Origin of the sequence: Ideonella dechloratans (genome assembly GCF_021049305.1) — a bacterium.
GTDB lineage: Bacteria > Pseudomonadota > Gammaproteobacteria > Burkholderiales > Burkholderiaceae_C > Ideonella > Ideonella dechloratans.
This window is the reverse complement of record NZ_CP088081.1, coordinates 2790745-2810195: the sequence shown is the minus strand read 5'-3', so window position 1 is coordinate 2810195 and position 19451 is coordinate 2790745. Positions and strand designations below refer to the sequence as shown.

The window sequence follows — 19451 nt, the reverse complement described above, 5'->3', positions numbered from 1 at the left end:
GCCATGCTAGCGGATGCGCCCGCCTCAGGCACCGGGGGGCAGATGCTCTGGCGGGAGACCCGCCTGCTGGCGCTCGAACATGCGGGTGAGCAGGGCTTCGTAGTCCCGCGCATAGCGGTCGGTGTCGAACAGCGGCAGCTCCAGCCGGTGGCTGTCGAGTTCGCGCTTGAGGTGGGCCAGCAGGCCGGGGTCGTTGGCCAGGGCGGTGCCCAGGGCGACGTAGTCGGCCTCGGAGGCGCAGGCCAGATCCGGCAGACCACAGGCCGTCACCAGACTGGCACCCACCCGCGAGGCGAAGGTGGGCCCGGGGACGGTGAGCACCGGCACGGCGGCCCACAGGGCCTCGCTGGCGGTGGTGTGCGCGTTGCAGGGCCAGGTGTCCAGGAAGAGGTCGGCTGCACGCAGGCGGGCGATGTGGTCTTCCAGCGTGCGCTTGGGGGCCCAGACGATGCGCTCGGCGGCCACACCACGGGCGGCCAGCTCCTGCGTCAGGTGGGCCTCGGCGTGGGCGTTCCAGCGCAGCATCCACAGCACGGCCCGGGGGGCGCCGTGCAGGATGGCGGCCCACAGGTCCAGCATGTGCGGCGAGATCTTGTAGGTCTGGTTGAAGCAGCACAGCACCACCGCGTCTTCCGGCAGGCCCAGCTCGGCCCGGGGCGGGCAGGGCGGCAGCGGGCGCTGGCGGTCGTTGGGCTGGTAGCTGTGGGGCAGCTGGGCGATGTGTTCGCTGTACTGGCCGGCCTGGGCCAGCGGGGTGACCACCGGGTCGCCGATCAGGTAGTCGATGAAGTCGGCGCCGGTGCTGGCCGGGTAGCCCAGGAAGGTGACCTGCACCGGGGCCGGACGCCAGGCCAGCAGCTCGAAGCGGCTGCCGCGGGTGTGGCCCTTGAGGTCCACCGCGATGTCGATGCCGTCGTCGCGCATGCGCCGGGCCACATCCTCGTTGGACAGGTGGCGCACGTCCACATGGTGATCGCAGGCGGCGCGGATGCGGTGCATCAGCGGGGTGCCGTCGTCCAGGCTGTGGCAGTAGAGCGTGACCTCGAAGCGGGCGCTGTCGCGGCGCTCCAGCAGCTCGGCCATCAGCACGGCGGTGGCATGGTGGTGGAAGTCGCTGGACAGGTAGCCCACACGGATGCGGCCCGGGCGGCGCGGACCGGGTGCGGGCAGCGGCACCACGCCCTGGCTGAGGCTGCGGGCGCGGATGGCGCCCATGCGACGCTGCTGTTCGGGCGTGGCGTCCACCGCCAGCAGGGCGAAGGGCGAGAGCATCTGACCGGTGGTGTCGTTCACCTGGTCCAGGGCGGCCAGCAGGGCGGCGGTGTCGGCCTCCAGCGTGCTCCAGTCGCAGCTCTGGCGGCTTTCATGCACCAGCAGGGACAGCGACAGCAGCCGCACCGCCCCGTCGTCCAGCGCGATGGCGGTGCGGAAGCACTCGGTGGCCTCGCGGTTGAGCGCCAGATCGCGGAAGGTCAGGCCCAGGCGGTAGTGCACCAGGGCGTTGTCCACCTGCAGGGCCAGGGCCTTGAAGAAGATGTCCACCGCTTCGTGCAGGCGGCGGGCCTGGAACAGGGCGTTGCCCTGGGCGTTGAGGAAGTCGGCGTCGCGCGGGGCGTCGGCCGGGTAGGCGTCGAAGACCGCGGCGCATTCTTCGCGCCGGTTCTGGCGCGACAGGCATTCGGCCAGCATGCGCACGGTCAGCGGGTTGGCCGGCTGCAGGTCGCGCGCGCGGCGGGCGGCGTCGGTGGCGGGCTCCAGCCGGTTGTCGGACAGCTGCGCGCGGGCCAGGTTCAGCCACATCAGCGCATCGGCCGGGTCCTGCCGCAGGCCGTCGGTGAAGGCCTGGGCGGCTTCCTGCCATTGACCGGCGCGCAGGGCCTGGACGCCGTGGTGCCAATGGCGCTGTGCGCCGGGGTGGAGCGTGTTCATGGCTGAAACTTTAGGCATTTGTGCCGGTTTTCAGCCTTGGAAAAGGCCGGCGAGCCGCGCCTATCTCTGCGCCGCCAGCTGGCGGCAGTGGGCCGCGTCGGCCGGGCGCCCCACCATGTCGTAGAGCAGGGCCAGGTTGCCCGCGGCCAGGTGGCTGCCGCGGCCGCGCACCGCACCTTCGTGCTCCGGGTGCTCGCCCAAGGCCAGGCAGCGCTGCCAGGCGTCCTCGATCATCGGGATCAGTTCGGGGGCCAGCGCGGGCTGCTCGGCCGCCCAGTCCAGCAGCAGGTCACCCAGGGCGAAGAAGAAGTCGGGCGACTGCTGCCAGCGTTCCAGCCCCTGCCGGGCCTGCTCGAAAGCCTCGGCGTGCCGGCCACAGCGCTTGAGCGCATGCAGGCGGCGCACGGTCAGGTCGTGCAGCCAGGCGGGGGCCGCGCCGGCCAGGTGCTGCTCGGCCTGATTGAAGGCGTCCACGGCCTCGGCCCAGCGTTCATAGACATCGTGGTCCTTGCCCAGCTGGTACCAGAGGTAGGCGTCTTGCGGCTGTTCGTGCAGGGCTGCCTGCAGCAGGGTGGCGTTGCGGCCGGCCTTGGCCGCCAGGGCGGCCGGGCGGTAGCCCGCGTGGCCCAGGCGCACGGCCAGCGGCCGCACGGGCAGGGTGTGGGCGGGTTGTTCATGCACGCGGCCCCGGTAGCGCACGGCGCCGGGCAGCACCCGGCTCAGCCAGCTGGGGGCACTGTCCTGGCCCTCGCCCTGGTCGCTGTCCACCTCGATGCGGCCGACATGGTCTGGCGCCTGCTGCCGCAGGGCCGCCAGCACGGGCCCGCCGTCGATCAGCCATTCGTCGGCGTCCAGCACGATGTGCCAGTCGGCGCCGGCCAGGTCCAGGGCGGCGTTGCGGGCGGCGCTGAAGTCGTTCACCCAGGTGAAGTGCGCCACGCGGGCGCCGGCGGCACGGGCGCGGGCCACGCTGTCGTCGATGGAGCCGGTGTCCAGCACCACCATCTCGTCCACCCAGGGGGCCATGCTGGCCAGGGCCCGGGAGAGGCCGGCGCCCCCGTCGCGCACGATCATCACCAGCGCGGTGCGCCAGGCGCGGGCGGCGGGCGGGGGCTCGGCAGACATGGCGAAAACTGTAGGTCTGCAGTCCGGCTTGGAAAGGTCGATAAGCAGGGTCAGGAGTCGCCATCTGTGCCGCAAGGCGCCGGGGCGGCACCCAGGGATGGATGCGGTTGAAGTCGATCGATCGAAAAGCGGCAAAAAAAAGCCTCAAGTCCGGCGATTGACCTTCCGAAATCCATGGCACGGCCCCAAAGCTTCTCAGTGACAGCCGGGGGCGCAATCGGAGAGTCCATCAAGGCTCACTTATCTGCCCCAACGCAGGAGTTATCAAAATGGGTCAAACCATCAACACCAACGTCATTTCGCTGAACGCCCAGCGGAATCTGTCGGCCTCGCAATCGTCGCTGGCCACCTCGATGCAACGCCTGTCTTCAGGTCTGCGCATCAACTCGGCCAAGGACGACGCGGCCGGCCTGGCCATCGCCGAGCGCATGAATGCCCAGGTCAAGGGCATGAATGTGGCGATCCGCAACGCCAACGACGGCATCTCCATGGCCCAGACCGCCGAAGGCGCGCTGGCTCAGGTGGGTGATTCGCTGCAGCGCATGCGTGAACTGGCCGTGCAGGCCCGCAACGCCACCAACTCCAGCTCGGACAAGGACTCGCTGAACAAGGAGTTCGCCCAGCTGCAAAGCGAAATCCAGCGCGTGCTGGGGGGCACCAGCTTCAACGGCAAGCACATGCTGGGCGCGCAAGCCACGGCGATGACTTTCCAGATCGGTGCCAACACCACGGCGGATGATGTGCTGACGGTCACCACCACAGACATGACCGCCAACGCCGACATCACCGCAGTCACCAGTGGCGCGTCGATTGCAGCGACAGCCACGGATGGTGCGATCAAGACCGTGATCGACAACATCGACAAGGCCATCGACACGGTGAACGACCAGCGCGCCACCTTCGGTGCCACCCAGAGCCGCTTCGACGCGATCATCTCCAGCCTGCAGAGCGGGGTGGAGAACCAGAGCGCGGCCCGCGGCCGGATCATGGATGCGGACTTCGCCCAGGAAACCGCCAACATGAGCCGCGCCCAGATCCTGCAGCAGGCCGGCACCGCGATGGTGGCCCAGGCCAACCAGATGCCGCAGCAAGTCCTGTCGCTTCTTCGATGATCCTGCAGCGAACTCCGAAAGGGGCTCGCTGACAAGTGGGAGAGCGGCCTCTGGCTGAGGATCCTGGACGGGGTGTCCGGGGTCCTCAGTCCCGCATGAAAAAAACTCTCAAGTTCCCGAAAGTGGCCTCCGATAACCCCCTCAACAGGATCTGAAAAACAGGTTCTGGGGTCCGGTGAGATGGCCAAAGTTCAGGTGATGCCCGCAGGGCGTGACCCGTTCCGAGGAGCACCCGGCGCTGGGCGTAGCAGTGAATCGCGCCGGTGCTTGAACCGGAGACTTTCGGTAACCCTACAGGAGTGTCATCATGCCCTCTACCATCAACACCAACATCATTTCGATGAACGCACAGCGCAACCTGAGTGCTTCTCAGTCGTCGCTGTCGACCTCGATGCAACGCCTGTCTTCGGGTCTGCGCATCAACTCGGCCAAGGACGACGCGGCCGGCCTGTCGATCGCCGAACGCATGAATGCCCAGGTGCGCGGCATGAACGTGGCGATCCGCAACGCCAACGACGGCATCTCCATGGCCCAGACCGCCGAAGGCGCGCTGGCCCAGGTGGGTGACTCGCTGCAGCGCATGCGTGAACTGGCGGTGCAGGCCCGCAACGCCACCAACTCCAGCTCGGACAAGGACTCGCTGAACAAGGAGTTCGCCCAGCTGCAAAGCGAAATCCAGCGCGTGCTGGGGGGCACCAGCTTCAACGGCAAGCACATGCTGGGCGCGCAAGCCACGGCGATGACTTTCCAGATCGGTGCCAACACCACGGCGGATGATGTGCTGACGGTCACCACCACAGACATGACCGCCAACGCCGACATCACCGCAGTCACCAGTGGCGCGTCGATTGCAGCGACAGCCACGGATGGTGCGATCAAGACCGTGATCGACAACATCGACAAGGCCATCGACACGGTGAACGACCAGCGCGCCACCTTCGGTGCCACCCAGAGCCGCTTCGACGCGATCATCGCGAACCTGCAGACCGGGGTGGAGAACCAGAGCGCGGCCCGCGGCCGGATCATGGATGCGGACTTCGCCCAGGAAACCGCCAACATGAGCCGCGCCCAGATCCTGCAGCAGGCCGGCACCGCGATGGTCTCGCAGGCCAACCAGCTGCCGCAGCAGGTCCTGCGCCTGATCCAGTAATCACTGGGTAAAACCACCGCCCCGCCAGGCCTTCTGGCGGGGCGGTGGCGCTTCAGGGGCACGAACAGGCCGTTGAACCGGCCTCATTTCGTGGCTTTGCGGCAGAGAGCTCCCTTTCAGAATCACTCCCAACGACTCCTCGGTTCGAGGAACGTGGTCCGGAGGCACCGCCGAGACACGCCCAGGCAACTGGGCATCGATGGTGACCTGGCGCCGGGCTTGAAGGGCGCATCGGTGCAGACCGGTGCGCTTGGACGGACCGGCAAGTTCGCCGGATGGGTGATTCTTCAGGAGTTCTCGCATGCCACAGACCATCAACACCAACATCGCTTCGCTCAACGCGCAGCGGAACCTGAATGCCTCGCAGAGCTCGCTGCAGATCTCCATGCAGCGCCTGTCTTCGGGCCTTCGGGTCAACTCGGCCAAGGACGACGCGGCCGGCCTGGCGATTGCCGAGCGCATGAATTCACAGGTGCGCGGCATGAACGTCGCCATCCGCAACGCCAACGACGGCATCTCGCTGGCCCAGACGGCCGAAGGCGCGCTGTCCAAGGTGGGCGATTCGCTGCAGCGCATGCGTGAACTGGCCATCCAGGCGCGCAACGCCACCAATTCCAGCTCCGACAAGGATTCTCTGAACAAGGAATTCGTCGAGCTGCAGAAGGAAATCGCCCGCGTGCTGGGCGGCACCACCTTCAACGGCAAGCACATCCTGGGCGCCGACGCGACCACGCTGACCTTCCAGATCGGTGCCAACACCACGGCCGACGATGTGATCAACATCAACACGGCGAACATGGTGACCGACACCACGATCACCGCGATCACCAGCAGCACCATGGCGGCCATCGACGCCAATGCCACGGTGGGGGCGATCGGCAACGTGATCGACAGCCTGGACAAGGCGATCGACCTGATCAACGACACCCGGGCGACCTACGGCGCGACCCAGAGCCGCTTCGACGCGATCATCTCCAACCTGCAGACGGCGGTGGAGAACCAATCCGCGGCCCGCAGCCGGATCATGGACGCCGACTACGCGGCGGAAACGGCCAACATGAGCCGAGCGCAGATCCTGCAGCAGGCCGGCACGGCCATGGTGGCCCAGGCCAACCAGCTGCCCCAGCAGGTGCTCAAGCTGCTGGGCTGAGCGAGCGCCGCCTGAGCCTGCGAAGAATCTCCTCAAGTCGGCCGCATCAGCGGCCGATCTTGCTTCCAAACGGGCAAGACGGGCGGGCATTCAGGGCGGCCGCACCGGCCCCCCACACCCCACCAGGACTTGCCGCCCGCGCCTGGCCAGAATGAAAGACCGCCATGTCTTCCACGCCTCCGCTCTCGTCCTTGGGCATCGGCTCGGGGCTGAACTCCGAGTCGATGATCTCCGCCCTGCTGTCGGTGGAGCACCGGCCGATCGACATCCTGGCCACCGAGCAGACGACGATGAAGACCCAGGTCTCATCGGTCGGCAAGCTCATGAGCCTGACCTCCGCCATGCGCGACGCGGCCCAGGCGCTGACCAGCTCGACGCTGTGGCAGACCAAGAGCTTCAACTCCAGCGACACCTCGGTGATTACCGGCTCGGTGGCCACCGGCGGCGCCTCGGGCAACTACAACATCTCGGTGCAGGCCCTGGCCAGCGCCCAGACCATCACGTCCTCGGCCTTCGCCTCCCCCAGTTCCACGCTGAACGAAGGCAAGCTGACGATCCAGCTGGGCAGCTGGTCGGGCAGCAGCTTCACCGCCAAGGACGGCAGCTCGGCGGTGGACATCGACATCACCGGTGACACCAGCCTCTCGGCCATCCGCGACAAGATCAATGCCGCCGGTGCCGGTGTGACCGCTTCCATCGTCAACGATGCCAACGGGGCTCGCCTGTCCATCCGCTCCACCGAAACCGGTCAGCAGAACGGCTTCAAGATCACCGCCAGCGAGACCACGGACGACGGCGACCCCACGACCGGCCTGTCGGCCCTGGCCTACGACCCCTCGCAGCCCACCCTGACCAGCGCCATGTCGCTGAACAAGGCGGCCGCCAACGCCCAGGCCACCATCAACGGCATCCAGGTCGAGTCGGCCACCAACACCTTCGACAACGTGGCCGACGGTCTGACCTTCACGGTCGGCAAGGTCATCAGCGACGAGGTGGCCGTGACGGTGGGAGACGACACCGCCAGCATGGAAACCGCGGTCAAGTCCTTCGTCACGGCCTTCAACAGCCTGGCCAGTTATATCAAGGACCAGACCAAGTACGTGCCCTCGACCACCAAGGGCCAGCAAGGCACCGGTGGGCCGCTGCAGGGCGACCGCACCACGGTCGGTCTGCTCAACCAGCTGCGCGGCATCATCAACACCACCAGCTCCGCTTCGAGCAGCTACCAGCATCTGTCTGACCTGGGCATCACCATGGGGACCGACGGTACCTTGAGCGTGAGCACCTCCAAGCTCGAGACCGCCCTGGCCAATCCGAGCGAGGTGGCCAAGGCCCTGGCCACGGATGGCAGCGATGCCGGCTCGTCCGGGTTCATGGACCGGTTCCGTGACCTGGGCAACCAGGTGACCGATTCGACGAACGGGTCGCTCACGCTGCGCCAGAACGCCCTGAATGACGCCATCAACCACAACCAGGCGCGTCAGGACCAGCTCACCGACCGCCTGAGCAGCTATGAGGCGCGGCTGCGGGCCCAGTACCAGGCCCTGGACACCCAGATGGCTTCGCTGACGGCGCTGAACACCTACGTCAATCAGCAGATGAGTGCGCTGATCAAGAGCAGCGGCTGATCCCACCCGACCCCCGGGGCCCGTTTCGCGCGGTTCGCGCGGACGGGCCGACCTGCAAGCAAGGCGCCTCCGGGCGCCTTCTTACATGGGGGGGCTGCTTTGGCAAGCGACAAAAAGGGGGGGAAAGCCGGCCCAGCTCGGCTCAAGAACCCCCGGGGGGCGTCGATAACGGATCAACACCTCACTCATCCGAGACGCCACCATGTTCAGCCCCGCCTACTCCCGCTCCCTCGGTCAAGCCGCCAGCTTCGCCAGTGCCTACCGCAGCGTGGGTGTGGAGACGAGCCTGGCCGATGCCAGCCCGCACAAGCTCATCGAGATGCTGTTCGATGGCTACATGGAAGCGCTCAAGCAGGCGCAGGGCTACCTTGCCTCGGGCCAGGTTGAGCTCAAGGGCCGGGCCCTGAGCAAGGCAGCCCGCATCGTCGACGAGGGCCTGAAGGCCTCTCTGAACCTGAAGGACGGCGGCCGCCTGGCCCAGGACCTGCACGACCTCTACGCCTACCTGACGCTGCGCCTGACCCTGGCCAACGTCCGCAACGACCCGAGCGTGATCGCCGAGTGCGAGCGCCTGATGCAGCCGCTGTGCGAGGCCTGGAAGGCCATCGGTCCGCAAGTCAACGCGGGCCGGCTGAACTGAGCGCCCCTCGGATACGCACTCTGGAGAACGATCATGAACGAGAGCCTGTTGAGCTATTACGAGGCCATTGAGCGGGCCAGCAGCGACATGCTCAGCGCGGCGCGAGACGGCAACTGGGACGAGGTTGTCAAGCTGGAGGGCGCCTGCGCGGTGCTGATCTCCCAGCTCAAGCAGGCGGCCAAGGACCAGGCCCTCAAGGCCGAGGACAATCAGGTCAAGTCCAAGATCATGCAGCGCATCTTGCTCAATGATGCGGAGATCCGGCACCTGGCCGAGCCCTGGCTGGAAGACCTGGACAACATGATGCACGGCCGCAGCAAGACGCTGCACTGACCTGCACCCGGCATTCGGCAGGACCTGACCATGTTCTCAGACACCCAGCCCGCCCCCCTGGATCTGGCCGGGGATGCGTCGCTCGCGGACTTCCGCATCACCGACGCGGTGGAGATCCGGGCGCTGCTCAAGGCGCTGATGGAGCGCAGCACGCTGGTGAACCTGTGCGGCGCCGATGGCAGCGCCTATGGCACCACCCTGTGGAACCTGGACACGCACAATCGCAAGGTGGCCTTCACCGTCGACATGATGGCGCCCACGGTCCAGCGCCTGGTCGAATCCGAAGAGGTGACCGCGGTGGCCTACCTCGACCAGATCAAGATCCAGTTCGATGTTGGCAGCCGGCTGCTGGTGCACGGTGCCCGCACCTGCGTGCTGCAGGCGGCCATGCCGCGCGAGCTGTTCCGCTTCCAGCGCCGCGCCAGCTTCCGGGTGCGCACCCTGGAGCGCAGCGCCCCGACCGCCAGCTTCCGCCATCCGCAGATGCCCGAGATCCGCATGGACCTGCGCGTGCTGGACGTGAGCATCGGCGGTTGCGCCCTGTTCCTGCCGGCCGACCTGCCGATGGTGGAGCCGGGCATCCAGGTGCGCGGCGTGCAGATGGCGCTGGAGCCGGACACCCAGTTCCCGGCCCAACTCAACATTGCGCACGTGACCGCCATCCACCCGCAGGCCAAGGGCGTGCGGCTGGGCTGCGAATTCCGCGGGCTGGACCACGAGGCCCAGCGCTCCCTGCAGCGCTACATCGACGCCACGCAGAAGCGCCGGCGCATGCTGTCGCTGGACTGAGGGCAGGGCGGCGGCCGGGACGACCCGCTCAGACCTGCATGTTCATGATGTCGGTGTAGGCCTGCACCATGCGGTTGCGCACCGAGATCGTGGCCTGGAAGCCGATCTGCGACTTCTGCATGGCCACCATGGTGTCTTCCAGCGAGACGGACGGGTTGTCCAGCTGCAGCTCGCGCTGCAGGCGTGAACTTTCCAACTGGGAGTCGCTGACCTGCTTCAGCGCGCTGGCCATCGCCGTCTGAAAGTCCCCCTTCTGGGTCGCGCGGGCGCGCGCCAGCGGGGTGCCGTCCGGCGCCAGGCCGGCCTTGGCCACTGCCTGGTTGAAATCGAAGGGCTTGAGTTTCAGGTCCATGGGTCCATCCTCCACGGGGGGGAGCGATGGTTGCCATGGTAGGCAAGCGCCGGCGCCAAGAAGAACGGAACTGCCCCGGGTTTGGGGGGCTTCTTGCGTCATGGGCGGCGCTCCGGCTGCCGAACAATCGAGCCCATGCCCCTCATGGGGTCCGATTCGCCGAACCAGCCACCCATGGACACCGCCCTCGCCACTCCCGTGCCTCTGGAGCCGGCCCTGCCGGACGCGCCGCCCAAGAATCTGATGGGCAAGCTCTCCGCCATGCCCGCGGCCAGCAAGATGAAGCTGGGCGCGGCCGTGGCCGCGGTGCTGGCAGCCCTGGTGGCCATGGCCATCTGGGCCGGACAGGGCGACTGGAAGATCCTCTACAGCAATCTGCCGGACAAGGAAGCCGGGACCATCGTGGCCCAGCTCCAGCAGATGAACGTGCCTTACAAGTACAGCGAAGGCGGCGGCGCCATCATGGTGCCGGCCGACAAGCTCTACGACCTGAAGATGCGCCTGGCCGCCGCCGGCCTGCCCAAGGCCAGCGTCACCGGCAACGAGCTGCTGGACAACGCCCGCTTCGGCCAGACCGACCGCCAGGAGCGCAGCAACATGCAGCGCGCCCTGGAGGGTGAGCTGGCCCGCACCATCCTCAAGCTCGACGGCGTCGAGGACGTGCGTGTGCACCTGGCCCTGCCGCAGCAGAACGGCTTCTTCCGCGAGCAGCAAAAGCCCAGCGCCAGTGTCATGCTGACCCTGTTCGCCGGCCGCAGCCTGGACCGCGGCCAGACCGCCGCCATCGTGCACCTGGTCTCCTCCAGCGTGCCGGACCTGGATGCCAAGGCCGTCAGCGTGGTGGACCAGCACGGCAACCTGCTGTCCGGCCCGGGCGAGAACAGCCAGCAGAGCCTGGACGAGCAGCAGCTGCGCTATGTCCACCAGGTCGAGGGCAGCTACCTCAAGCGGGTTCAGGACATCCTGGAGCCGGTGGTGGGCCGTGACAACCTGCGCGTGGCCGTGACCGCCGACCTGGACTTCACCCAGAGCGAGGCCACCTCCGAACAGTTCCGCCCCAACCAGGGCGACCAGCCGGCGGCCGTGCGCAGCCAGCAGATGACCGAGTCCAGCAACCAGGGCAACACCGTGCCCACCGGCGTGCCCGGTGCGGTCACCAACCAGCCCCCGGTGCCGGCCCAGGCCCCGATCAATGGCGCCTCGGCCCCGCTGCAGGCCGCCTATGCCGGCACCAGCGGCGGCAACAGCAAGAAGGAATCGGTCACCAACTACGAGGTCGACAAGACCGTGCGGGTGACCCGCAACGCCACCGGCATGATCAAGCGGGTCAACGCCGCCGTGGTGGTGAACTACCGCACTGCCACCGACAGCAAGGGCAAGACCACCACCAACCCGCCCACCCAGGAAGAGCTCGACAAGCTGACCGCCCTGGTGCAGGAGGCGGTGGGCTACGACAAGAACCGCGGCGACTCGGTGCGCGTGGTGGCAGCCCCCTTCCAGGCGCCCACCGAGCCGACCGAGGAGGCCCTGCCGCTGTGGCAGCAGCCCTGGCTGCGCGACCTGCTGCGCACCGCTGCCGTGCCGGGCGCCCTGACCCTGGTGGCCCTGGCCCTGATCTTCGGCGTCATCCGCCCGACCCTCAAGGATGCCTTCGCTCCGCCGCCTGCGCCGACCGAGGACGAGAAGGTGGCCCAGCTCGACGCGGTGGTCGATGACGCCACGGCCCTGCCGGGCGAGGAGGGCGTCGGCACGCCGCTGCTGGAGAACAGCGCAGCGGTCAACGGCAAGCTCGAGGCGGCCCGCCAGCTGGCCCGCGACAACCCCGCGGCCGTGGCGAACATCATGCGCGAGTGGGTCACCGGCGAAGCCGCCTGACGGGAACAGAACATGGCCAAGGACAGCTCGGAAGACCAAGGCATCGAGGATGCCGCCATCCTGCTCATGTCCCTGGGCGAGGAAGAGGCGGCCAACGTCTTCAAGCACCTCGGTCCCAAGGAAGTGCAGAAGCTCGGCGAGACCATCGCCCGGCTCAAGGTGATCCCGCGCGAGCGGGTGGAGACGGTGCTGGAGAAGTTCACCTCCATCGCCAAGGAACAGCACATGCTGGTCAACGACACCGACGAGTACGTCAAGTCGGTGCTGCGCAAGGCCCTGGGCGAGGACAAGGCCAACCTGCTGATCGACCGCATCCTGCAGGGCAGCGACGTCAGCGGCATCGAGAGCCTGAAGTGGATGGACGGTGCCTCGGTGGCCGAGCTGCTCCGAAACGAGCATCCCCAGATCATCGCCGCCATCCTGGTTCATCTGGATTTCGACCAGGCCTCTCAAGTTCTGAAGTCCTTCACGGAGCGCCAGCGCAACGAGGTGCTGATCCGCATTGCCACGCTCGACGGCATCCAGCCCACCGCGCTGAAGGACCTCAACGAGGTGCTCTCCAAGGTGCTGGCCGGCGGCGACCGCCTGAAGAAGGCCTCGCTGGGCGGGGTCAAGACCGCCGCCGAGATCATCAACATGCTGGGCTCCTCGGTCGAGACCTCCGCGCTGGACTACATCCGCGAGGCCGACGGCGAGCTGGCCCAGAAGATCATGGACAACATGTTCACCTTCGACGACGTGAACAAGCTCGACGACCGCGCCATCCAGACCGTGCTCAAGGAAGTGCAGGGCGACTCGCTCATCATCGCGCTCAAGGGCGCCACGCCCGAGCTGCGCGAGCGCATCTTCAAGAACATGTCCAGCCGCGCGGCCGAATCGCTGCGCGAGGACCTGGAGTCCCGCGGTCCGGTGCGGGTCTCCGAGGTCGAGGGCGAGCAGAAGGAAATCCTCAAGATCGTGCGCCGCCTGGTGGACGAAGGCCAGATCGTGATCGCATCCGGAGGCGGCGATGACTTCCTCTAAGCCGAACACGCTGCGCCAGGTGCCGCCGCCCCAGGGGGGCACCCAGCGTCCGGCCAGCACCTATGCCCGCTTCATCCCCCGCGAGGAGCTGGAGGGCTTTGCCGCCTGGACCCCCGATGTGTTCGCTGGCGTCGAACGCGCGCCGCTGGGCGTGTCCGCGCCGGCCCCCGCGCCGGAGCCCGACCCTCTGCCGACCGACGAGCCGATGGCGGAGGCCGGCCCCAGCGACGAGGAATGGGAGGCCCGCATCCACGAGGCCCGCCAGCAGGGCTGGAGCGACGGCTACCGCGACGGCCTGGAGGCCCTGGAGGCCGCCAAGCGCCAGTTCGCCCAGCAGGTCAGCGCCCAGGTGGCCCAGGTGGCCGAAGCCTTCCAGGACGGCCTGAGCGCGCTGGAAGCGCGCCTGGCCCAGACCCTGGTCGAGAGCGCCGTCACCCTGGCCCGCCAGGTGGTGCGCAGCGAGCTGCAGCAGCGCCCCGAGGCGGTGGTGCAGGTGGCCCAGGAGGCCATGGCCGCCGTGGTGCTGTCCGCCCGCCACCTGCGCTTGCGCCTGAACCCCGAGGACGCCGCCCTGGTGGCCGAAGGCGCGGCCGACGCGCTCAAGGCCCGCGAGGTGCAGCTGGTGCCCGATGCGGACATCCAGCGCGGCGGCTGCCGGGTTGAATCCGACCTCGGCCAGGTCGATGCCAGCATCGAGACCCGCTGGGCCCATGCGGCCGCGGTCTTCGACGTGCCGCTGGCCTGGGCCGAGCCCGAAGAAGAACTGCACGAGGAAGGGGGCGTCTGATGGCCGGCCAGCAGCAGGTCGAGCGCACCCAGCGCTGGGACCGCTTCCTCAAGGACATGCGGCTGTACGCCGGCCTGCCCCAGCCGCTGGAGATGCAGGGCACCCTGGTGCGCGTGACCGGCCTGGTGCTGGAAGCCGCCGGCGTGCGCGCCCCGGTGGGCGCCGTCTGCTCGGTGGGCGGTGGCGGCAGCGAGCCGCCCGTCAACGCCGAGGTGGTCGGCTTCAACGGCGACCGCGCCTACCTGATGCCCACGGGCGACCTGCACGGTCTGGCCAGCGGGGCCCGGGTGGTGCCGCTGCCGGTGCCGCAGATTCCCCCGCGCTTCGGGGTGGAGAACCACCCCTGGCGCCGCAGCGAGGACCGCGGCCTGCACCTGCCCATGGGCGACGGCCTGCTGGGCCGGGTGGTGGACGCCCAGGGCCAGCCGATGGACCGTGCCGGCCCGCTGCAGCATGTGCAGAACGAGCCCATGGTGCGCCGCCCCATCAACGCCATGGACCGCGACCCGGTGCGCCAGCCGCTGGACACCGGGGTGCGCGCCATCAACAGCCTGCTCACCGTGGGCCGTGGTCAGCGCCTGGGCCTGTTCGCCGGCACCGGCGTGGGCAAGTCGGTGCTGATGGGCATGATGGCCCGCTACACCGAGGCCGACGTCATCGTGGTCGGCCTGATCGGCGAGCGCGGCCGTGAAGTCAAGGAATTCATCGAGGACATCCTCGGCGAGGACGGCCTGGCCCGCGCCGTGGTGGTGGCCGCCCCGGCCGATGCACCGCCGCTGGTGCGCATGCAGGGCGCCAGCTACGCCACGGCGATTGCCGAGCACTTCCGCGACAAGGGTCAGCATGTGCTGCTGCTGATGGACAGCCTGACCCGCTACGCCATGGCCCAGCGCGAGATCGCCCTGGCCATCGGCGAGCCGCCGGCCACCAAGGGCTACCCGCCCAGCTGCTTCGCCAAGCTGCCGGCCCTGGTCGAGCGCTCGGGCAACGGCCTCAACGGCGTGGGCTCGATCACCGCCTTCTACACCGTGCTGACCGAGGGCGACGACCCGCAGGACCCGATCGCCGACGCGGCCCGAGGCATCCTGGACGGCCACATCGTGCTCAGCCGCGAGCTGGCCGAGGGCGGTCACTTCCCGGCCATCGACGTCGAGAAGTCGATCTCCCGCGTGATGACCTCGGTGGCCCCGCGCGAGCACCTGGACGCCGCCCGCCGCGCCCGCCAGTGGCTGGCCAAGTTCAACAAGGCGCGCGACCTCATCCAGCTGGGCGCCTACGTGCCCGGCAGCGATCCGGAGCTGGACGCCGCCGTCAAGGTGCACCCGCAACTGGTGTCGCTGCTGCAGCAGGGCATGCACGAGCAGGCCACGCTGGAGGCCAGCTGCCGCGCCCTGCAACGCCTGAACCCGGCTGGCTGACGACGCCATCGGCCCCCACCGACTGAAGGACCCCCGAGATGGACCGCATCAAGATTCTGGGCACCCTGCTGGAGCGCGAGCAGCAGCGCCGCGACGACGCCGCCCGGGAATGCCAGGCGCTGGAGCGCCAGGCCCGGGCCGCCCAGGGCCAGGTGCAGTCCCTGCAGGACTACCGCGTGGAATACCAGCAGCGCTGGTCCGGCCAGTTCCAGCAGTCCGCTCCCATCGAGATCCTGCGCTGCTACCACGGCTTCGTCGGCCGGCTGGACCAGGCCATCAGCGCCCAGCAGGGCGTGGCGCGCCAGGCCGATGCCCGCTGGCAGGCCGGGCGCGAGCGCCTGCGCCAGTGCGAGCTAAAGCTGGCCACCGTCAAGCGCCTGATCGACCGCCGCCAGCAGGCCCTGCGCCTGGCGGCTGACCGCCGCGAGCAGAAGCAGAGCGACGAGGCCGCCCAGCGCAAGGCCTGGGCCAACCGCCAGGGCCTGGCCGCGGCCTGAGCCCCCCCGGCCCGCACGCTCACCCGAATTTGTCCGAACCTGCCTCCGAAAGACCGCCATGCCACTGAACGCCGACAACAGCACCTCTGCGCTCGAACGCATCGCCGCCACCAAGTCCGCCACCCAGCGCCAGGCCAACCGCACCGGCGGCCACACCGCCGCGCCCAGCAAGGGGGGCACGGCCCAGGCCGAAGGCCGCAGTGAACACGCCAGGAGCTTCGCCCAGATGCTGCGCACCCAGCACAGCCTGAAGGGGGGCCCCGCCGCCGAGGACAGCGAGACCACCCTGCAGGCCCGCCGCGGCAGCACCCATGCCACCGAAAAGCGCGGCGAGGACAAGGACAGCTCCGTCACGGCCAAGGAGAAGGCCACCCCGGATCACAGCAAGGCCACCGCCGAGGACCTGGACCCGAATGCCGCGGCCCAGGCCCAGGGCGTGGCTCCGTCCACCGTGGCCATGGCCCGTGCCGGTGCGGAAGCCGCGCGCGGCCGCCGCGCCGCGACGGAGGCCGGCGCCGGGCACGGCGGCCGTGGCGGCCGGGTGGAGGCCCGCGGCGCGCAGCCTGCGGCGGACGCCGCGGGCAGCGAGGCCAGTGCCGCTGCCGGCGCCAAGGGCGCGGGTGGTGTGGGCCACGGCCAGCCGGGCGCCGGTGCCAGCGGCGACTTTGCCGCCGCCCTGCAGCAGGCCGGCGGCCAGCCGGGCAGCGATGGCGGCCTGCAGGCCGTGATGCACGCCCGCCAGGAGCAGGCCGCCACACCCGGCGGCGCCGGCGACCCCGGGCTGGCCAGCCTGGGTGCCCTGGCCGCGCCGGTGGCGCCGCCGCCCACCCCGAGCCCCGAATCCGCCGCCACGGCCAGCGCCCAGCTGCCCATGGCGCCGGACCACCCCGAATTCCCCGCCGCGCTGGGCGTGCAGCTCAGCACCTGGGTCAACGACGGCATCGAGCATGCGTCGCTGGAACTGCATCCGCAGGATCTGGGTCCGATCGAGATCCACATCGCCGTGAAGGACGGCCAGACCCAGGTCGAACTGGGTTCGGCGGTGCCCAGCACCCGCGAGGCCCTGAACCTGGCCCTGCCGCAGCTGTCGGCCCAGCTCGACGGCGTGGGTCTGAGCCTGGCCGGTGGCCAGGTCTTCGACCAGGGCAGCCGCTCCTCCGGCTCGCCCGACGAGCAGGGCGCGGGCCGCTCCGCCGGCCGGGCCGGCCGCGGCAGCAGCGCCCTGGGCGGCGTGGCCGATGCCGGCAGCGCCGGGGCCAGCCGGCCGGTGGTGCGCCAGCAGGGCCTGGTGGACTTCTACGCCTGAGGCAGGCCCGCTCCCGGGGCCCTGACCCTGCTCAGGCGCCGCCGGGTGCCAAAAAGGCCTGCTTTTCATGGCTTCGGCGTGGGCGCCGGCTCCCAATAATCTGTTCATCAAAGGTCCGTTGCGACCTTCCCCTAAGGGAAGCCGCCGGACCCGGACAGACTACAAGGAGCCGCCATGTCCTCTGCCGCCGCGCCCGCTGCCGATGCACCGGCCCCCAAGGGCAAGAAGAAACTGATCATCATCGTGCTCGCGCTCGTCCTGCTGCTGGTGCTGGGCGGGGGCGCGGCCTTCTTCCTGTTGAAGAAGAAGTCCGCCGACGGCGAGGAAGGCGATGGCAGCGGTGACGAGACCGCGCAGGTCGAGAAGAAGCCCAAGCGCGAGCACAAGAAGGAGGATCCCAAGCATCCGCCGGTGTTCGTCGCGCTGGACCCCTTCGTGGTCAACCTGACCGACCGCGACACCGATCGCTACGCCCAGATCGGCATCACCCTGCAGGTCGAGGACGAGAAGGCCGGCGAAGAGATCAAGGCCTACCTGCCGGCCATCCGCAACAACATCCTGCTGCTGCTTTCGCACAAGAGCTCCGAGGAACTGATGGCCGAGGGCGGCAAGGAGAAGCTGGCCGAGCAGATCCTGCGCGAGGCGGTGCTGCCCATGGGCATCGAACTGGAAGACCCGGATGCCAAGGAGGCCCCTGCCGAGCCGGGCAAGAAGAGGCGCCGCCGCAGCTACGACACGATCGACGATTCGCCGATCAAGGCCATCCAGTTCTCCAGCTTCATCATCCAGTGACATGGGAGCTTTCGCCCGCGGCCCTGGCCCCCGGTGGCCGTCGGTGAGGTGACACAGCGATGAACCAGCAGATCCTCTCGCAAGACGAAGTCGACGCACTGCTGCAGGGCATCACCGGCGAAAGCCAGAAGCTCGAGCAGGAAGAGGCGCCGACCGACGGCATCCGGCCGTACGACCTGGCGAGCCAGGAGCGCATCGTCCGTGGTCGCATGCCGACCATGGAGATCATCAACGAACGCTTTGCGCGCAACATCCGCGTGGGGCTGTTCAACATGATCCGCAAGAGCCCCGAGGTCTCCATCGGCGGCATCAAGGTGCAGAAGTACAGCGCCTTCCTGCGCGAGATCGTCGTCCCGACCAACTTCAACATCATGCAGGTGCGGCCGCTGCGCGGCTCGGGCCTGATCGTCTGCGACCCGAGCATCGTCTTCGCAGTCATCGATTCGCTGTTCGGCGGCTCGGGCAAGTTCCACACCCGCATCGAGGGCCGCGACTTCTCGGCCACCGAGCAGCGCGTGATCGAGCGCCTGGTGGCCTGCATCGCCGAGGAATACAAGCGCGCCTGGCGCGGCATCTACCCGCTGGAGCTGGACTACCAGCGCTCGGAGATGCAGCCCCAGTTCGCCAACGTCGCCACGCCCAGCGAGATCATCGTCGCCACCAGCTTCACGCTGGAGATCGGCGAGACCTCGGGCTCGGTGCACTTCTGCATTCCCTACTCGACGCTGGAGCCCATCCGCGACGTGCTGTATTCGTCCATGCAGGGCGACTCCGTCGAGGTGGACCACCGCTGGGTCAAGCTGCTCAAGCAGCAGATCCAGGCGGCCGAGGTGGATCTGGTGGCCGAACTGGGCACGGCTCCGGCCACGGTGGAGCAGCTGCTGGCCCTCAAGCCCGGCGACTTCATCGAGCTGGACCTGGAGCCTCAGATCCAGGCCAAGGTGGACGGCGTGCCCGTGTTCGACGCGCACTACGGCACCTCCAACGGGCACTACGCCATCAAGATCGAACGTTTGCTGACCGGCTCCAACCTGGGCTGGCTGGGAGATCACAATGTCGGCTGAAGAAGCAAGCAACCCGTCCGAGCAGGACGACATGGCCGATGCCTGGGCCGCGGCCCTGGCCGAGTCCAAGGGCGCCGGCGGCGACGTCGCCAGCGAGGTCAGCGCGGCCCCCGAGCAGGTGGCGCCCGCGGCCTTCACCAACTTCACGCCCTCCACCGCGGGGGCCGGTGCCGGCAACGACATCAACATGATCCTGGACATCCCCGTCCAGCTGACCGTGGAGCTCGGCCGCACCCGCATCCCGATCAAGAACATCCTGCAGCTGGCCCAGGGCTCGGTGGTCGAGCTCGACGCACTGGCCGGTGAGCCGATGGACGTGCTGGTCAACGGCTTCCTGATCGCCCAGGGCGAGGTGGTGGTGGTCAACGACAAGTTCGGCATCCGTCTGACCGACATCGTCACGCCCAGCGAGCGCATGCGCCGCCTGAGCCGTCTCTGAACCGAATCGGAACGCTGCCCGGCACCCCGCTCGCGGCCTGAC

Annotated in this window: 19 protein-coding genes; 16 read left to right on the top strand and 3 right to left on the bottom strand. The window is 68.7% G+C overall.

Annotated features, from left to right (window positions below; all coding sequences use genetic code 11):
* Positions 1-24: 24 nt before the first annotated feature.
* Together LRM40_RS13105 and LRM40_RS13100 are read right to left on the bottom strand one after the other, a co-directional pair.
* The gene (locus tag LRM40_RS13105; protein WP_151125238.1) at positions 25-1929 is read right to left on the bottom strand and encodes an O-linked N-acetylglucosamine transferase, SPINDLY family protein; all 1905 of its coding nucleotides are present in this window, start codon (positions 1927-1929) and stop codon (positions 25-27) included.
* Between the two features lie 60 nt (positions 1930-1989).
* Positions 1990-3054: a glycosyltransferase gene (locus LRM40_RS13100; RefSeq protein WP_151125237.1), complete on the bottom strand. Its 1065-nt coding sequence runs from the start codon at positions 3052-3054 to the stop codon at positions 1990-1992.
* 269 nt (positions 3055-3323) lie between these two features.
* Here LRM40_RS13100 and LRM40_RS13095 point away from each other — a divergent pair, with 269 nt between their 5' ends.
* From LRM40_RS13095 to LRM40_RS13065, 7 genes are all read left to right on the top strand, one after another.
* Entirely contained in the window at positions 3324-4166 is an 843-nt protein-coding gene (locus LRM40_RS13095; protein WP_151125236.1) for a flagellin N-terminal helical domain-containing protein, read from the top strand.
* Positions 4167-4473: 307 nt separating this feature from the next.
* The gene (locus tag LRM40_RS13090) at positions 4474-5316 is read left to right on the top strand and encodes a flagellin domain-containing protein (protein WP_231067544.1); all 843 of its coding nucleotides are present in this window, start codon (positions 4474-4476) and stop codon (positions 5314-5316) included.
* A 301-nt stretch (positions 5317-5617) separates the two neighbouring features.
* On the top strand, positions 5618-6466 hold the full coding sequence (locus LRM40_RS13085; RefSeq protein ID WP_151125935.1) for a flagellin domain-containing protein: 849 nt from the start codon (positions 5618-5620) through the stop codon (positions 6464-6466).
* 164 nt (positions 6467-6630) lie between these two features.
* Positions 6631-8094 carry a flagellar filament capping protein FliD gene (gene fliD / locus LRM40_RS13080; RefSeq protein ID WP_151125934.1) on the top strand — a complete coding sequence of 488 codons (1464 nt, stop codon included), beginning with the start codon at positions 6631-6633 and terminating at the stop codon, positions 8092-8094.
* Between the two features lie 202 nt (positions 8095-8296).
* The gene (fliS, locus tag LRM40_RS13075; protein WP_151125933.1) at positions 8297-8734 is read left to right on the top strand and encodes a flagellar export chaperone FliS; all 438 of its coding nucleotides are present in this window, start codon (positions 8297-8299) and stop codon (positions 8732-8734) included.
* 33 nt (positions 8735-8767) lie between these two features.
* Positions 8768-9067: a flagellar protein FliT gene (locus LRM40_RS13070; RefSeq protein WP_151125932.1), complete on the top strand. Its 300-nt coding sequence runs from the start codon at positions 8768-8770 to the stop codon at positions 9065-9067.
* A gap of 30 nt (positions 9068-9097) precedes the next feature.
* A complete protein-coding gene (locus tag LRM40_RS13065) occupies positions 9098-9856 on the top strand; it encodes a flagellar brake protein (RefSeq protein WP_151125931.1) in 759 nt (252 codons plus the stop codon).
* Between the two features lie 28 nt (positions 9857-9884).
* Here LRM40_RS13065 and fliE read toward each other — a convergent pair whose 3' ends face one another.
* Complete coding sequence (gene fliE, locus LRM40_RS13060; RefSeq protein ID WP_151125930.1) at positions 9885-10208, bottom strand: flagellar hook-basal body complex protein FliE; 324 nt, start codon at positions 10206-10208, stop codon at positions 9885-9887.
* A gap of 174 nt (positions 10209-10382) precedes the next feature.
* Here fliE and fliF point away from each other — a divergent pair, with 174 nt between their 5' ends.
* The 9 genes from fliF (at position 10383) to fliN (ending at position 19409) form a co-directional block, all read left to right on the top strand.
* Positions 10383-12083 (top strand): flagellar basal-body MS-ring/collar protein FliF, encoded by a 1701-nt coding sequence (fliF, locus tag LRM40_RS13055; protein ID WP_151125929.1) that lies wholly within the window; start codon positions 10383-10385, stop codon positions 12081-12083.
* A 12-nt stretch (positions 12084-12095) separates the two neighbouring features.
* Complete coding sequence (gene fliG, locus LRM40_RS13050; protein ID WP_151125928.1) at positions 12096-13106, top strand: flagellar motor switch protein FliG; 1011 nt, start codon at positions 12096-12098, stop codon at positions 13104-13106.
* Positions 13093-13893, top strand: a complete 801-nt coding sequence (locus LRM40_RS13045) for a FliH/SctL family protein (protein ID WP_151125927.1) — start codon at positions 13093-13095, stop codon at positions 13891-13893. Before fliG ends, LRM40_RS13045 begins: the two co-directional genes overlap by 14 nt.
* Positions 13893-15311 carry a flagellar protein export ATPase FliI gene (fliI, locus tag LRM40_RS13040; RefSeq protein ID WP_151125926.1) on the top strand — a complete coding sequence of 473 codons (1419 nt, stop codon included), beginning with the start codon at positions 13893-13895 and terminating at the stop codon, positions 15309-15311. The genes LRM40_RS13045 and fliI overlap by 1 nt, the downstream gene beginning before the upstream one ends.
* A gap of 38 nt (positions 15312-15349) precedes the next feature.
* A complete protein-coding gene (fliJ, locus tag LRM40_RS13035; protein ID WP_151125925.1) occupies positions 15350-15808 on the top strand; it encodes a flagellar export protein FliJ in 459 nt (152 codons plus the stop codon).
* 58 nt (positions 15809-15866) lie between these two features.
* Positions 15867-17114 carry a flagellar hook-length control protein FliK gene (locus LRM40_RS13030; RefSeq protein ID WP_231067543.1) on the top strand — a complete coding sequence of 416 codons (1248 nt, stop codon included), beginning with the start codon at positions 15867-15869 and terminating at the stop codon, positions 17112-17114.
* A 174-nt stretch (positions 17115-17288) separates the two neighbouring features.
* Complete coding sequence (locus tag LRM40_RS13025; RefSeq protein ID WP_151125910.1) at positions 17289-17906, top strand: flagellar basal body-associated FliL family protein; 618 nt, start codon at positions 17289-17291, stop codon at positions 17904-17906.
* Between the two features lie 59 nt (positions 17907-17965).
* Complete coding sequence (gene fliM / locus LRM40_RS13020; protein ID WP_151125909.1) at positions 17966-18970, top strand: flagellar motor switch protein FliM; 1005 nt, start codon at positions 17966-17968, stop codon at positions 18968-18970.
* Entirely contained in the window at positions 18960-19409 is a 450-nt protein-coding gene (gene fliN, locus LRM40_RS13015; RefSeq protein ID WP_022982812.1) for a flagellar motor switch protein FliN, read from the top strand. Before fliM ends, fliN begins: the two co-directional genes overlap by 11 nt.
* Positions 19410-19451: the final 42 nt, after the last annotated feature.

Excerpts from the sequence above, each read along its gene's own strand:
- fliE (WP_151125930.1), bottom strand. The coding sequence starts at position 10,208 with ATGGACCTGAAACTCAAGCCCTTCGATTTCAACCAGGCAGTGGCCAAG.
- fliJ (WP_151125925.1), top strand. The coding sequence starts at position 15,350 with ATGGACCGCATCAAGATTCTGGGCACCCTGCTGGAGCGCGAGCAGCAG.
- LRM40_RS13090 (WP_231067544.1), top strand. The coding sequence starts at position 4,474 with ATGCCCTCTACCATCAACACCAACATCATTTCGATGAACGCACAGCGC.
- fliF (WP_151125929.1), top strand. The coding sequence starts at position 10,383 with ATGGACACCGCCCTCGCCACTCCCGTGCCTCTGGAGCCGGCCCTGCCG.
- LRM40_RS13095 (WP_151125236.1), top strand. The coding sequence starts at position 3,324 with ATGGGTCAAACCATCAACACCAACGTCATTTCGCTGAACGCCCAGCGG.
- LRM40_RS13105 (WP_151125238.1), bottom strand. The coding sequence starts at position 1,929 with ATGAACACGCTCCACCCCGGCGCACAGCGCCATTGGCACCACGGCGTC.
- LRM40_RS13045 (WP_151125927.1), top strand. The coding sequence starts at position 13,093 with ATGACTTCCTCTAAGCCGAACACGCTGCGCCAGGTGCCGCCGCCCCAG.
- fliD (WP_151125934.1), top strand. The coding sequence starts at position 6,631 with ATGTCTTCCACGCCTCCGCTCTCGTCCTTGGGCATCGGCTCGGGGCTG.
- LRM40_RS13070 (WP_151125932.1), top strand. The coding sequence starts at position 8,768 with ATGAACGAGAGCCTGTTGAGCTATTACGAGGCCATTGAGCGGGCCAGC.
- fliN (WP_022982812.1), top strand. The coding sequence starts at position 18,960 with ATGTCGGCTGAAGAAGCAAGCAACCCGTCCGAGCAGGACGACATGGCC.
- LRM40_RS13085 (WP_151125935.1), top strand. The coding sequence starts at position 5,618 with ATGCCACAGACCATCAACACCAACATCGCTTCGCTCAACGCGCAGCGG.
- LRM40_RS13025 (WP_151125910.1), top strand. The coding sequence starts at position 17,289 with ATGTCCTCTGCCGCCGCGCCCGCTGCCGATGCACCGGCCCCCAAGGGC.
- fliS (WP_151125933.1), top strand. The coding sequence starts at position 8,297 with ATGTTCAGCCCCGCCTACTCCCGCTCCCTCGGTCAAGCCGCCAGCTTC.
- LRM40_RS13100 (WP_151125237.1), bottom strand. The coding sequence starts at position 3,054 with ATGTCTGCCGAGCCCCCGCCCGCCGCCCGCGCCTGGCGCACCGCGCTG.
- LRM40_RS13030 (WP_231067543.1), top strand. The coding sequence starts at position 15,867 with ATGCCACTGAACGCCGACAACAGCACCTCTGCGCTCGAACGCATCGCC.
- fliG (WP_151125928.1), top strand. The coding sequence starts at position 12,096 with ATGGCCAAGGACAGCTCGGAAGACCAAGGCATCGAGGATGCCGCCATC.
- fliM (WP_151125909.1), top strand. The coding sequence starts at position 17,966 with ATGAACCAGCAGATCCTCTCGCAAGACGAAGTCGACGCACTGCTGCAG.
- fliI (WP_151125926.1), top strand. The coding sequence starts at position 13,893 with ATGGCCGGCCAGCAGCAGGTCGAGCGCACCCAGCGCTGGGACCGCTTC.
- LRM40_RS13065 (WP_151125931.1), top strand. The coding sequence starts at position 9,098 with ATGTTCTCAGACACCCAGCCCGCCCCCCTGGATCTGGCCGGGGATGCG.